Origin of the sequence: Nocardia sp. NPDC052254 (assembly GCF_040679495.1) — a bacterium.
Taxonomy (GTDB): Bacteria; Actinomycetota; Actinomycetes; order Mycobacteriales; family Mycobacteriaceae; genus Nocardia.
Genome location: NZ_JBFAUW010000001.1, coordinates 220,399 through 234,221, shown reverse-complemented (window position 1 = coordinate 234,221; position 13,823 = coordinate 220,399). Strand labels below are relative to the sequence as shown.

Genomic DNA, 13,823 nt, shown 5'->3' with positions numbered 1-13,823 from the left:
TCCCGCGACCACTTAGGCTTGCCTACATGAGGTGTCTCGACCGTGCCCGCCCGGCGTCCTTCCCCGAGGCCGCTGCCCCATCAGCGCCGTCGTCCACACCGGCCCGGTGGCTGATCGCGCTGCTCGGCGCGGTGCTGGTCATCGCGGCCGGTACCGGCTGCGGCAGCGGCGGCGGCGCGGGCGGTGACGGGCAGGGCCCCGCCACCGCGACCGTCGCCGATCTCGACCCGGCACCGATCGAGCCCGCACCCGCTCCGGCGCTGCCGGTCACCGTGCGCTCCTTCGACGGCTCCGACGTCACCGTCACCTCCGCCGACCGGATCGTGGCGGTGGATCGGTCGGGCACTCTCACGCAGATCGTGTGGGCGCTGGGCCTGGGATCGAAACTCGTCGGCCGGTCGACCTCGGCGTCGTTTCCGGCGGTGCGCGATGTGCCCAGTGTCGCCGGCGGTAACGGCAGCATCAATGTCGAAGCGGTGGCCGTGCAGCGGCCCACGGTCTTTCTCACCGACACCACCAGCGCCACCCCCACCATGCGGGATCAGTTGCGCGCACTGGGCATCACGGTCGTCTACTTCGATCCGGGTCGCACCCTCGATGGTGTCGTCCCGCAGATCCGGGCCGTCGCCGACGCACTCGGCGTACACGAGCAGGGCGTGAAACTGGCCGATCGCACCAGTTCCGAGATCAGCGCCGCCACCGCGGCGGTCCCCGGGCACACGCCACCGCTGAAGATCGCGACGGTGTATCTGCGCAGTAGCGCCATCACCATGCTCGCCGGACCGGGCTCGGGCGCGGACGCGCTGGCCACCGCCCTCGGCGGCGTCGATGCGGGTACCGCGGCCGGGCTCACCGAGCCGTTCACCACCATCACCAGCGAGTCCATGATCGCCGCGGCGCCCGATGTGCTGGTGGTGATGACGGACGGCCTGAAATCCGTCGGCGGCGTCGAAGGCCTCGAGAAGGTACCCGGTGTCGCGCAGACACCCGCCGGTCGCAACCACCGCATCGTCGACATGTCCGACGCCGTCCTGCTCAGCTTCGGCCCACAGACCGGCCACGTGATCGCGGCGCTGTCCGACGCCGTCTACGGCACCCGCCCGGCATGAGCGATCCGGATTCGGCCGGGCGACCCGCACCCGCCCCGGCCGGTGCGACCGAAACCGTTGCCGCACAGCAGGTCGGAGCCGGCTCCGATGGTGCCGGGCGGGCTCCGGGATCGTCGGCCGCGCCGGACGCACCGACCGTGCGCGCGCCGCGCCGATGGTCACGCATCACGCTCGTATTCGCCGTATCCATCGCACTGCTGGTGGTGCTGACGCTGATCTCGGCCGCGGTCGGGCAGGTTCCCACCACACCGCTCGAGGTCACCGGCAGCGTGCTGCACCGGATCGGCCTGGACTGGGGACCCATGCCGCATCATCCCGCCGGAGAGGTGACGCTGTGGCAGGTGCGTTTCCCGCGCGTGGTGCTGGCGATCCTGGTCGGTGCCGCACTGGCCACCGCGGGTGCGCTGCTACAAGGAGTGTTCGCCAACCCGCTGGCCGAACCGGGCGTCATCGGTGTCTCGGCGGGGGCGGCGGTGGGTGCCGGTGTGGTGATCGTCGTGGGCGGGGCGTTCGCCGCGGCCTGGTCGGTCGCCGCCGGTGCGTTCGTGGCCGGGCTCGGCACCACCCTGGCGGTGTATCTGCTGTCGCGCTCGCGGGGCCGCACCGAAACGGTGACCCTCGTGCTGACCGGTGTGGCGATCAACGCCTTCGCCGGTGGCGTGATGTCGTATCTGCTGTTCACCGCGTCCCCGGCGGCCCGCGACCAGATCGTGTTCTGGCAGATGGGCAGCCTCAACGGCGCCACCTGGCAGGCCGTGGCGATCGTCGCGCCGCTGACCGCGGTCGGGGTGGCCGCGGCGGTACTGCTGGCTCCGCGACTGGATCTGCTGGCCCTGGGCGAATCGGCAGCGCGTCACCTCGGCGTCGACGTGGAACGCTTGCGGCGCAACGTGATCGTGATCGTGGCGATCCTGGCCACCGCGGGTGTGGCGTTCACCGGCATCATCCTGTTCGTCGGACTGATCGTGCCGCATGTGGTGCGCATGCTCGTCGGTCCCGCACACCGGGTCCTCATCCCGCTGTCGGCGATCCTCGGTGCGGTCGTGCTGCTGGCCGCCGATATCGGTGCCCGCACCCTCGTGCACAACGCCGATCTGCCATTGGGCATGCTGACCTCGCTGGTCGGCGGGCCGTTCTTCTTCTGGCTGCTGCGCCGTACCCGGGCCCGCTCGGGCGGCTGGGCATGAGCGAGGGCCGTTCGATGCGTGCGATCATCCGCAAACTGCGTCCCGCACACGGGACTCCGCGCACGGTGTCCGCGGGCACGGTGACGCTGCGAGCCCGTGGTGTGAGCGTTTCCCGTGGCGGTCGGCCGATCCTCGACGATGTCGACGTCGAGGTCGTCGCCGGGCAGATCTTGGCGCTGGTCGGCCCCAACGGCGCGGGTAAGTCGACGCTGCTCGCCGCGCTGTCGGGTGAACTCGAAACCGGCAGCGGCACGGTCGAGCTCGACGGCCGGCCGCTCACACACTGGTCACCGGTCGACATGGCGCGCCGGCGTGCGGTACTTCCGCAGAACCACACCGTCGGCTTCCCGTTCACGGTGCGCGAGGTCGTCACGATGGGCCGTGCCCCCTGGGCGCGCACCGTGCGTGAGGACGGCGACGCCGAGGCGATCGCCGCGGCCATGTCGGCCACCGACGTCACCCATCTGGCCGAGCGCCCGTTCCCGTCGTTGTCCGGCGGGGAACGAGCCCGCGCCGCGCTGGCCCGGGTGCTGGCCCAGGACACCGAGACACTGCTGCTCGACGAGCCGACCGCCGCACTCGATCTCGGCCACCAGGAGCAGGTCCTGGGGCTGGCGGCGGACCGGGCCCGGGCCGGCACCGCGGTGGTGGTGGTCCTGCACGATCTGGGCCTGGCCGCCGCCTACGCCGATCGCGTCGCCGTTCTGGACCTCGGACGGCTCGCCGAGACCGGAACACCCCGCGAGGTCCTCACCACCGAGATCCTGACCCGCGTCTACCGGCATCCGGTGGAGGTCATCGACCACCCGGCCACCGGCGCCCAGCTGGTCCTGCCCGTTCGTCGCTGAGCGGCCCGCCCCGCGAATTCGCCACCGCGGTGCGGTGATCGGCCACGACGCCCCCACGGTGACGTTCCCGGCTGTCGGGCCACCCGGTCGCGCCGGTATGGTGCTCGACGGTCGAGTTGCCGCGCGCCGGTGACCGAACCACGCTGAATCAGGACACGCTGTGCCACGACGGATCGCACAGTGCGATCAGCAACGCCGCCCGGTTCTCCCGCGCCGCCGCCGGACCACGGTTCGCGCCACGCGCGCTCACCGCCACACCAGCTTCAGCACCGCCGGTGTGAGCAGCATGCGGATGACCGTGGCGTCGAGGACCAGTGCCGCGATCATCCCGTAGGCGATGTATTTCATCAGCACCAGATCCGAGAAGCCGAACGCGCCGGTCACCACGATCAGAATCGCCGCCGCCGAGGTGATCACACCGCCGGTGTGGGCGATGCCGTAGCGGATGGCCTCCTGTGGTGGCGCGCCCCCGGCCCGTGCCTCGGCCATCCGGGACTGCAGGAACACCTCGTAATCGGTCGACAATCCGAACAGCACCGTCACGATCAGGACCAGCACCGCGAACATCAGCGGCCCCGGTGTGAATCCCAGCAGGCCGGCGCCGTGTCCCTCCACGAACACCCACGTCAGAATGCCCAGTGCCGCACCGAGACTCAGCGCGCTCATCACCACGGCCTTCAACGCCAGCACCACCGACCGGAACGCGATGTACATCAGCACCAGCGCCGCGCTCGCCAGGATCGTCGCCAGCAGCGGCAATCCGCCGATCAGCCCGTGGATGGCGTCACGCTCCAGCGCCGGGACCCCCGCGACCATCACCCGCACATCCGGTGGATGCGGGATCGAGCGCAGCGACGAGATGGCGGCGTCCGCGTCGTCTTTGCGCACCAGCCCCGTCGAGAGCACATTGATGCCGTCGGTGGTCGGTGCGGCCGCTTCGAACGGGCCGGTCAGCCCGGGGGCGAAATTGGCTTGGAACCGGATGTCGGACAGCTGTTGCGGATTCGCCCCCACGACCACCAATTTCAGTGGTTCGGTGCGGAATTCGGGAAACAACGAGTCGAACTTCTCCTGCGCCACCCGGGCCGGATTGTCCGCGGCCAGATAGCGTTCCGACAGGCCACCGAATTCGATGTTGCGGAACGGGATCAACAGGAACAGCAGACCGGCCACGATCGGCACGATCACCCGCACCGGACGACGCATCGCGAACACCGCCAGCCGGGCGAAGAACCCCCGGTCGACCTGCTCGGCATTGCGGATACCGGCGAACCGGTGCCAGCCCCACATATCGATGCGCCGGCCCACGATACTCAGCGCCGCCGGCAGCGCGGTCACCGACAGCACCGCCGCCAGCAGCACCGAACTGATTCCGCCGTAGGGCACCGATCGCAGCACCCCGTTGGGGTAGATGAACAGTGCCGCCAGGCTCACCGCGATGATCGCCGCGGAGAACAGCACCGTGCGCCCGGCCGTGGCGACGGTCCGCGCGGTGGCCTCCTCCACGGTGCGGCCCGCGGCCAGTTCCTCCCGGAAGCGGGTCACGGCGAACAATCCGTAGTCGATGGCCAGACCGAGACTGACCAGTGTCACCACCGCACTGGCGAAGACGTTGACTTCGATGTATCCGGTCAGCAGGCGCATGATGCCTTGACTGCCCAGAATCGTCATCCCGCCGATCAGCACCGGCAGCAGCGCACCGATCAGCCCACCGAACAGGAAGTACAGCAGGATCGCCACCACCGGCAGCGCGATCAGTTCGGCGCGGTGGATGTCGTCCTGCATCCCGATGTTGATGCCCTCGACCACCGGCTGCAGCCCGGCCAGTTCCACCGTGGTCCCGCCCGGCCCCCGGCCCGGACCGCCTGCGCCCAGATCCTTTTCGATGGCGAGATAGTTGTCGACCGTGGCGGTGTCGGCACCGTGCAGCCCGATACTGGCGAAGGCATGGGTGCGCGTGGCGTCGGCGAACTGGCCCATCATCGAACCGTCGAAGTAACTGTCGATCTTCTTGATGCGCTGCGGATGGCGGTCGTGCAGATCGGTCAGTGCCGTGGTGATCGCGTCACGGACGGGGGGATCGTCGACGGTGTGGCCCTCGGGAGCGGTGTAGAGCACGATCACGTCGGCGTCGGTGTCACGGCCGAAGGTCTGATCGGCGAGTTTCGAGGCCACCACCGATTCGCTGTGCTCGTCGAACCAGCCCCCCTGGGTCAGCCGCGAACCCAGATCTCGGCCGAGGAATCCGGACACCGCGACGATCAGGACGAACACAGCGAACACGACATAGCGATGGCGATGGACGAACCGGCCCCAGCGCAGCAGGAGGTCTTCGAGCATGCCGCGATCAGCCGCAGGCCGGGGTGCGGTAGTCGGCCGACCGCAGGATGCCGCACAGATCGTTGCGCGAGATCTTCCACTTACCGTCGAGATCGACGAAATGCACGATCGTGGTGCGCACGTTCTCGCCACTGCCGTCCTTGTCCAGGCGCATGGTGGCGGTCAGGGTGCCGTCGTGATTGTCGAACACCGGGTCCACCACGCCGTAGACGGCGCGGGGATTGTCGTGCAGTGCCTTGTACATATCGGGAATGGCGCCGGAGAACGCGGCGCCGTCCTCGATGAGGTCGGTGCGTTCACTGTCGGGCAGCGACGGATCCAGCGCGCGTTTGATCTGTGTGTCGAGCTCGGCGGAGGTGGGGATGGGTGGCCGGTTGGCGCTGCTGGTGGCCGCGGCCGCCGAGGAGGAGGTCAGAGCCGCGTACGCCGAGGAGCGGGCGGCCGCCACCGAGGCTTCGTCGGGTCCGCTGTCGCAGGCGGCGATCGTCAGCGCGAGCATCGTGATTCCGAATGCGCCGTAGACCGTGCGTCGCAATGCCATTACGTCCTCGAATGTGTCGTAAGTAACCGATGATTCCTACAGTCTGGCACGGGCTGTCAGCGGCCCTCGATGACCGCGCTCAACCGGTCGAGCAAGGCGCGCACCGTGGTGGTCGCACCCCGCTGCCCGCGCACGGGCAGTGCGGTCGGGACCAGATCGTGCACCAGGGCGCGCACGCTGCGTGCGTCGCCGAGGTCGATATCGGTGACCGCGGCTTCCACCACGGCCACCACATCCTCGGGGCCGGGCACCTCGGTCGCGGCGTCGGCGCGATAGATCTCGAGGGTGAGAGTGGCGCGCACCGTGCGGAAGGCGAACGGCAGCCCCTCGGCGGTTCTCCCGAAACCGTGCGCGTACGGACCAACGGTTAGATCTTCAAGTGTGAATTCAGACGTTCGGTCTGTTTCCAACCGAGACTCCCCTGGTTCGATATCGGATAGGTGTTCACGGTAACGGGTGAGGCGCATGCCACGCCGGAACCACCCCGGTGAGCGGGCCGAGTGTCCGATCATGGTCAGATGAAGCAGTACGCATGAGTTGTCGGCGCGAAGGAGTTCGAAGCATGCGCGGGAACCGGTCGGTTGTTTCTGCGGCGCTCGCGCTCGCCGGTGCCGCCGCACTTGTCACCGGCTGTTCGTCGCACAGCGACAACGCCTCCACGCCCGCGGCCGGAGCCCCCGGAACCGCGGCCGCCGCACCCGTCGCGACCGTCGCACCGGCCGGTGCCGTGACCGCGTTCGGCCCGATCGGCGCCCTGCTCGCGGAACCGGGCAGTGGGCGAATACTCGCCCTGGATCCCACGGGTCTGTCCCTGCGTATCGCCGATCCCGCCGATGCGGGCGCGCCACGCACGATCACCCTGCCCTCCCGCGCCACCGGCCTCGCCCTCGGAGCACCCGGTGAGGTGCTGGTCTCGGCGGGCCGCGAGGTACTGCGCGTCGACATCGCCACCGCCGCCGTGCATCCGGTACCGGTCGACGGCGAGGTGCGCGCGGTCGCCCGCCGCGCGGACGGCAGCCTGGTGGCCGGGCTCGACGGCGGCCGGGTGCGGATCCTCGACCCGGCCGGGCGGCCCTCGCGCACGATCGACGGGCTGGGCACCGTCGACGCGGTCGCGGTGACGACCTCCGCGATCGCCACCCTCGACCTCGACCAGACCAGCCTCACCGAACTCGATCTCGCCCACGACCGCGCCGGATTGGCACTGCGCGCCGGACTCGGCGCCACCCACGTCATCGGCGACCGGTTCGGCCGGATGCTGGCCACCGACACCTCCGGCGGCGCACTGCTCGTCTACAGCACCGACCCGCTGCTGCTGCGTCAGCGCTTCCCGGTCGGCGTGGCGCCCTACGCACTGGCCTACGATGAACGGTCCGACACCGTGTGGCTGACCCTCACCGGAAGCAATGAGGTCGTCGGATTCGATCTGTCGACCGGTATACCGGAAGAGGTGGGTCGCTTCGCCACGGTGCGACAGCCCAATTCACTGACGATCGACAGCCGCACCGGCGACATGTTCGTCGGCTCGGCGACCGGAGACGGTCTGCAACGCATCGGTGCGGACCAGAGGAAGAGAGGTCAGTGATGGCTCGAGCGCCTCGATACGAGTCCGCGGCCGGCGCCGCACACAGCGGCCACCGCAGAAGGTCGATCCCCGCCGGGTGGGAGGAGACCAGCGAAGAAGGAGATTACGAGTACGTGCCGCTACGACTACCCCCGGACGTGAATCGGGTGACCGCATCCATGCGCCTGGCGATCCAGGCCGAATTCGGCGGGTGGGAGCTGTCGCGGGTGCGCGCCTACACCGACGGCAGCCGGCGAGTACTGCTGCGGCGCCGCAAAACCAGCTTCCCCGTGACCGAAACGGGGATGTGAGGAATGGCGTATTCCTTATTCCTGCGGTTGCTGTTCCTGGTGCCGCCCGAGCGTATCCACCATCTGGTGTTCACCGTCATCCGGCTCACGACCGCTTTCCCGCCGACGCGGTGGCTGGCACACCGCCTGACCGCCGCCCCCGATCCGATCCTGGTGACCACCGCCTTCGGCCTGCGCTTTCCGGCGCCGCTGGGTCTGGCCGCCGGTTTCGACAAGGATGCGGCAGGGGTGAATGCCTGGGGCGCACTGGGTTTCGGCTTCGCCGAGATCGGAACAGTCACCGCGCAGGCGCAACCCGGTAATCCGGCGCCCCGGCTGTTCCGGCTCGCCGCCGACCACGCGCTGATCAACCGGATGGGCTTCAACAACCACGGTGCGGCGGCCGCGGCCGGCAGGCTGGCCACCCGCCGGGCCGGCGGGGTGCCCATCGGTGCCAACATCGGCAAGACCAAGATCGTGGAACCCGAGCACGCCGCCGAGGACTACGCCGTCAGCGCACGCCTGCTCGGCCCGCTCGCGGACTTCGTCGTCGTCAACGTCAGCTCGCCCAATACCCCCGGGCTGCGAGATCTGCAGGCCGTGCGATCGCTGCGCCCGCTGCTCCAGGCGGTGCTGGACAGCGTCGCCACCGCCGGCGAGACCAAACCCGTCCTGGTCAAGATCGCCCCCGATCTGTCCGACGACGACATCGACGCGGTCGCCGACCTCGCCGTCGAACTCGGACTGGCCGGAATCGTGGCCACCAACACCACCATTCGCCGCGACGGCCTGGCCACTCCCACCGCCGAGGTCGAGGCGATGGGTGCGGGCGGATTGTCCGGACCACCGGTCGCCGATCGCTCCCTCGAGGTGCTGCGCCGGCTCTACACGCGCGTCGGCGACCGGCTCACGCTGATCTCGGTGGGCGGCATCGAGACCGCCGACCAGGCCTACGAGCGCATCCTCGCCGGTGCCTCGCTGCTGCAGGGATACACCGGATTCATCTACGGCGGCCCGTTCTGGACCCGGCGCCTGCACCGCGGCCTGGCCGCACGCCTGCGCGCGGACGGATATGCCGCCCTCGCCGATGCGGTGGGCGCCGCACACACAACGGCGGCCTGAGCGTCGATCCCGCTGTCACTACCGGTCGGAAGCACCACCCGGATGTCCGAATCCGCGTTTAGGATGGGTGATCCACATCACGTCCCAGGACGTGGTGGTCGTGCTCCGACCGGGAAATAGGGATATGACAGCAGAGATCGAATTCACCCACCAGACCGGCGCCACGGTTCGCACCGTGCCCGAGGCCTTCCAGCAGACCGCCGCACTACGCCCGAACCAGGTCGCGCTACGCACCGTCGGCGGAACCCAGCAGATCACCTGGGCCGACTATGCGCGCCGGGTGCGCGCCATCGCGGCGGGACTGGCGAAACTCGGTGTCGGACACGGTGACACGGTCGGTTTGATGCTCACCAACCGGCCCGAATTCAATCTCGTCGACACCGCGATCCTGCACCTGGGCGCCACCCCGTTCTCGGTGTACAACACCAGCTCGCCCGGCCAGATCGCGCATGTCTTCGGCAACGCCGGCAACACCGTGGTCGTCACCGAGCAGAGCTTCCTGCCCGCGATCACCGCGTCCGGAGTAAAGCTCGAGCAGTTGATCGTCGTCGACGGTGCCGCCCCCGAAGACGGCACGACCCTCGAACAGGTCGAAAGCGACCCGGCCGAGGATTTCGACTTCGACGCCGCCTGGCAGGCGGTGCGACCCGATGACCTGGCCACACTCATCTACACCTCCGGCACCACCGGCCCCTCCAAGGGGGTCGAGACCACCCACGCCAATGTCACCGCGCAGATCATTGCGCTCATCGGCGGCGCGCTGGTCGCCGACCTGGACTCACGCGCGGTGTCCTACCTGCCGGCCGCGCACGTGGCCGACCGCATCTCCGCGCACTGCCTGAATCTGTTCACCGGCGTCACCCTCACCTGCGTGCCGGACGCGCGCGAAATCGCCGCCGCCCTGCCCGACGCGCGTCCGACCTACTTCTTCGGCGTGCCGCGGGTGTGGCAGAAGATCAAGGCGGGGATCGACGCCGCCGTCGCCACCGAGGCGAGCCCGGTGAAGAAAGCGTTGGCGCGCTGGGCGATCGGTGTGGGCGTGGCCACCGCCCGGGCCCGCCTCACCGGCGGCAGCGGCGGCCCTGTGCTGGCAGCACAACACCGGATCGCCGATGCGCTGGTGCTCTCGAAACTGCGCGCCACTCTCGGGTTGGACGAGTTGAAGGTCGCCTCCTCCGGTGCCGCCGCGATTCCGCCCGAGACGCTGGAATTCCTACTCGGCCTGGGATTGACGGTCAGCGAGGTGTGGGGCATGTCGGAGACCACCGGCGTCGGCACCTTCACCGAACTCGACAAGCCCCGGCCCGGTTCGGTCGGCCGGGCCGCCGACGGCGTGGAGATCCGGCTCGACAGCGACGGGGAACTGCTCATCCGCGGCGGCATCGTCAGCCACGGCTACCGCAAGATGCCCGACAAGACGAAAGAGGCGCTCGACGACGACGGCTGGCTGCACACCGGCGATATCGCCACCATCGACGGCGACGGGTACGTCACCATCGTCGACCGCAAGAAGGAACTGATCATCACCGAGGCGGGAAAGAACATCTCCCCCACCAACATCGAGAATTCGGTGAAGGCCGCCTCGTCGTTGATCGGTCAGCTCGTCGCCATCGGGGACGGCCGCGCCTACATCGCCGCGCTGGTGGTCCTCGACGCCGACACGGCCGCGGTGCGCGCCAAGGCACTCGACATTCCCGCCGCCACCCTCGAGACCCTCACCGAGCACCCCCGGATCATCGACGAGGTCCGCGCGGCGATCGTCGCGGGCAATGCGAAACTGGCCCGCGTCGAACAGATCAAGCGATTCCGCATTCTCGCGCGGGCCTGGGAACCCGGCGGAATCGAACTCACGCCGACCCTCAAGCTCAAGCGCTCCCCGATCGCCGCGGAGTACGCCGCCGAGATCGCCGATCTCTACACCGATCCGGTTCTCGGCGGCATCCACAACCTCTAGTCGCCGAATCCGGTTACCGGACAACCGTATTCATGTCGATGGGTGGCCCCGGAACCCCGGGACCACCCATCGGCGCCACGGACTACTTCTGTTCGTAGGTGCCCACCAGCGTCGCGCGGGCGATGGCATGGGAGAACAGATTGAATCCCAGGAATGCCGGGCTCGCGTCGGCGCCGACACCGAGCGATTCGACATCCACCGCGTGCACGACCACGAAATAGCGGTGGTAACCGTGCCCGGGCGGCGGACCGGCACCGACGAATCCGGGGAAACCTCCGTCGTTGCGCAATTGGACCGCGCCACTGGGCAGTGCGCCGCCCTCACTGCCCTCTCCGGCGCTGCCGGCACCGGATTCCAGTGACGTCACCGACGCCGGGATGTCGGCAACGGCCCAATGCCAGAAGCCCGAGCCGGTGGGGGCATCGGGATCGTAGACGGTGACCGCGAAACTCTTGGTCTCGGCAGGAAATCCACTCCACGACAACTGCGGCGAGATGTCCTTGCCGCCGGCGCCGAACACACCGCTGACCTGTTCGTTACCCAGCGGCTGCCCGTCGGTGACGTCGGTGGAAGTGAGTGTGAACTCGGGCAGCTGAGGCAACGCCGCATACGGATTGTGGGAATAGTCGGGCACGAGGGCCGTCCTTTCTGCTCATCGAGTGAATCGTCAGCTGTGCAACAGGAAATGTTGCATCACCCGGGTGCCGAACTCCAGGGCCGGGACCGGCACCCGCTCGTCGATACCGTGGAACAGTGCGGAGAAGTCCAGCTCCGGCGGCAGCTGCAGCGGCGCGAACCCGAAACAGCGAATCCCCAAGCGGGCGAACGCTTTCGCATCCGTGCCCCCGGACAGCATGTACGGCACGGTGCGACCGTGGGGATCGTGGGCGAGGATCGCGTCGTTCATCGCGTCGACCAGATGCCCGTCGAAGGTGGTCTCGTAGGAATCGAGTTTGGTGATCCACTCCCGCTCCACGTCCGGGCCGATGAGCTCGTCGACCTCGCGCTCGAACGCGGCCTGACGCCCCGGCACCACCCGGCAGTCCACGGTGGCCTCGGCGGTCTGCGGGATCACATTGGCCTTGTAGCCGGCCTGCAGCATCGTCGGATTCGCGGTGTCGCGCAGGGTGGCGCCGATGATGCGGGAAATGGTGCCGAGTTTGGCCAGCTGCCCCTCGATATCGGGACTGTCCGGATCGAACTCGATCCCGGTCTCCTCGCTCACCGCGGCCAGGAATTCGGCCACCGAATCCGACAGCACCAGCGGGAAGGTGTGGTTACCGAGCCGGGCCACCGCCTCGGCCAGAATCGTCACCGCGTTGTCCTCGTGCAGGAACGAGCCGTGGCCGGCGCGCGCCTTGGCGCGCAACCGCATCCAGCCCAGCCCCTTTTCCGCGGTCTCGACCAGATACAGCCGGCGTTCGGTACCGTCGCGGCGCGGCACCGTCAAGGAGAAACCGCCCACCTCCCCGACCGCCTCGGTGACACCGTCGAACAGGTCGGGCCGGTTGTCGGCCAGCCACTGCGAGCCCCATTTGCCGCCGTTCTCCTCGTCGGCGAGGAAGGCGAAGACCAGATCACGCGGCGGGACCGTGCCCTCGATCTTGAACTGGCGAGCCACCGCCAGCATCATGCCGACCATGTCCTTCATGTCGATCGCGCCGCGGCCCCACACGTAGCCGTCGCGGACCGCGCCGGAGAACGGGTGCACACTCCAGTCGGCCGCCTCGGCGGGCACCACATCCAGATGTCCGTGGATCATCAGAGCGCCACGTTCGGAGTCTGCGCCGGGCAACCGCGCGAACACATTGCCGCGTCCCGGCGCACCCGACTCGACGTACTCGGTCACATACCCGGCCTGCTGCAGCTGATCGGCCACCCACTGCGCACACTCCCGCTCGCCCTTGGTGGTCTCCAGGACGCCGGTATTGGAGGTGTCGAAGCGAATCAGCGTGCTGACCAACTCCACCACTTCCGATTCCGCGCGGGAACGGGATTCGCGATGTTCACCGGTAGCTGTCACGCCCCTTTCCTACCACGCGGCCCGCACCGGCCGTGGACAGCCGCTGCCACCTCGGCTCCGGGGCCAGGCGAGACGGGTCCCGCGAGATTGCGATCGGATCGATCGGTATCCGGCTTCGAGCGCGCGGACCCCGGGCTCGTGGTGGACGACTCGGCGAGCGCCGGGCGTCCGCACTGCTTATCATTCCGGTATGCGCCGTCGACGGCGGCTGCGAGCCGCGGTGTGCTCGCTGGTCCTGGTCACCTGTGGCTGCGCCGGTGCGGTGGAGCGTGGCGATTTCGAGCAGCAGATCCGTGCCCGCGGCGGCGGGCTGGTGAGCGCACTGCCCGCCGATGCGGTCGAGGCCCTGCGAAACCGGCTGGGCAGCAACGACATCGAGGCGAGTGTCGTGCTCCTGACCGCCCCCGACTCGACCGGTTTCCGGCTGACCCTGATCGACCAGCCCGCGCAGGTTTCCGGCTTTCTCGCCGAGCACACCGATCTGTCCACTCGCGAACCCGCTGTGCGACTACGCATCCGATCGCCGCAACGACCCACGGAACTCGACGACTTCACCTTCCGGCTCGGCCGCCTGGGCGCGCCACAACCGGTGCGGGTGTCGGCCGCCGACGATCTCGACGGGCAATGTTTCGCCCTGTCCGACGTTCCCGGCCTCGCCCGCCTGGAATCGGTCGTGGACACCGCCCGCGCCCGCAGCGAGCTCACCGACGCGACCGTACCGGTCGTCCTGGTGAGCCGATTCGGCCACGACATCCGCATCGTCGCGAACGTGGTCTCCCCGCGCGCGGAAACCGTCGCCGAATTCGACGCCGCCGGTGCGTTTCTCCGGATTCGGCGGGTGTGAT

13 protein-coding genes are annotated in these 13,823 nt (G+C 69.0%); 8 read left to right on the top strand and 5 right to left on the bottom strand.

Going from position 1 to position 13,823, the window contains the following annotated elements:
* Positions 1–26 precede the first annotated feature (26 nt).
* From AB0L57_RS01150 to AB0L57_RS01140, 3 genes are read left to right on the top strand one after another with little or no spacing between them, the layout of a single operon-like run.
* Positions 27–1,109, top strand: a complete 1,083-nt coding sequence (locus tag AB0L57_RS01150; RefSeq protein WP_364955125.1) for an ABC transporter substrate-binding protein — start codon at positions 27–29, stop codon at positions 1,107–1,109.
* Positions 1,106–2,296 (top strand): iron ABC transporter permease, encoded by a 1,191-nt coding sequence (locus AB0L57_RS01145; protein WP_364955122.1) that lies wholly within the window; start codon positions 1,106–1,108, stop codon positions 2,294–2,296. Before AB0L57_RS01150 ends, AB0L57_RS01145 begins: the two co-directional genes overlap by 4 nt.
* Positions 2,297–2,310: 14 nt before the next feature.
* Positions 2,311–3,144: a heme ABC transporter ATP-binding protein gene (locus AB0L57_RS01140; protein ID WP_364957209.1), complete on the top strand. Its 834-nt coding sequence runs from the start codon at positions 2,311–2,313 to the stop codon at positions 3,142–3,144.
* Positions 3,145–3,390: 246 nt separating this feature from the next.
* On the opposite strand, the gene AB0L57_RS01135 is transcribed toward AB0L57_RS01140, so the two are convergent.
* From AB0L57_RS01135 to AB0L57_RS01125, 3 genes are read right to left on the bottom strand one after another with little or no spacing between them, the layout of a single operon-like run.
* Entirely contained in the window at positions 3,391–5,484 is a 2,094-nt protein-coding gene (locus AB0L57_RS01135; protein WP_364955119.1) for an MMPL family transporter, read from the bottom strand.
* Between the two features lie 7 nt (positions 5,485–5,491).
* Positions 5,492–6,025 (bottom strand): hypothetical protein, encoded by a 534-nt coding sequence (locus tag AB0L57_RS01130; protein ID WP_364955116.1) that lies wholly within the window; start codon positions 6,023–6,025, stop codon positions 5,492–5,494.
* Positions 6,026–6,081: 56 nt separating this feature from the next.
* Complete coding sequence (locus tag AB0L57_RS01125; RefSeq protein ID WP_364955113.1) at positions 6,082–6,327, bottom strand: hypothetical protein; 246 nt, start codon at positions 6,325–6,327, stop codon at positions 6,082–6,084.
* A gap of 260 nt (positions 6,328–6,587) precedes the next feature.
* Here AB0L57_RS01125 and AB0L57_RS01120 point away from each other — a divergent pair, with 260 nt between their 5' ends.
* The 4 genes from AB0L57_RS01120 to AB0L57_RS01105 all read left to right on the top strand — a co-directional run bounded on the left by AB0L57_RS01120 (position 6,588) and on the right by AB0L57_RS01105 (position 10,955).
* Positions 6,588–7,610 carry a hypothetical protein gene (locus AB0L57_RS01120; protein WP_364955110.1) on the top strand — a complete coding sequence of 341 codons (1,023 nt, stop codon included), beginning with the start codon at positions 6,588–6,590 and terminating at the stop codon, positions 7,608–7,610.
* Positions 7,610–7,900 carry a DUF5703 family protein gene (locus AB0L57_RS01115; RefSeq protein ID WP_364955107.1) on the top strand — a complete coding sequence of 97 codons (291 nt, stop codon included), beginning with the start codon at positions 7,610–7,612 and terminating at the stop codon, positions 7,898–7,900. The genes AB0L57_RS01120 and AB0L57_RS01115 overlap by 1 nt, the downstream gene beginning before the upstream one ends.
* A gap of 3 nt (positions 7,901–7,903) precedes the next feature.
* Positions 7,904–9,001 (top strand): quinone-dependent dihydroorotate dehydrogenase, encoded by a 1,098-nt coding sequence (locus AB0L57_RS01110; RefSeq protein WP_364955105.1) that lies wholly within the window; start codon positions 7,904–7,906, stop codon positions 8,999–9,001.
* Between the two features lie 124 nt (positions 9,002–9,125).
* A complete protein-coding gene (locus tag AB0L57_RS01105) occupies positions 9,126–10,955 on the top strand; it encodes an AMP-dependent synthetase/ligase (protein ID WP_364955102.1) in 1,830 nt (609 codons plus the stop codon).
* An 82-nt stretch (positions 10,956–11,037) separates the two neighbouring features.
* On the opposite strand, the gene AB0L57_RS01100 is transcribed toward AB0L57_RS01105, so the two are convergent.
* On the bottom strand, positions 11,038–11,589 hold the full coding sequence (locus tag AB0L57_RS01100) for a YbhB/YbcL family Raf kinase inhibitor-like protein (RefSeq protein ID WP_364955100.1): 552 nt from the start codon (positions 11,587–11,589) through the stop codon (positions 11,038–11,040).
* 33 nt (positions 11,590–11,622) lie between these two features.
* Positions 11,623–12,978, bottom strand: coding sequence for a M20/M25/M40 family metallo-hydrolase (locus AB0L57_RS01095; protein WP_364955097.1), 1,356 nt, complete (start codon positions 12,976–12,978; stop codon positions 11,623–11,625).
* A gap of 190 nt (positions 12,979–13,168) precedes the next feature.
* On the opposite strand from AB0L57_RS01095, the gene AB0L57_RS01090 reads away from it, so the two are divergent.
* The gene (locus tag AB0L57_RS01090) at positions 13,169–13,822 is read left to right on the top strand and encodes a hypothetical protein (protein ID WP_364955094.1); all 654 of its coding nucleotides are present in this window, start codon (positions 13,169–13,171) and stop codon (positions 13,820–13,822) included.
* Position 13,823: the final 1 nt, after the last annotated feature.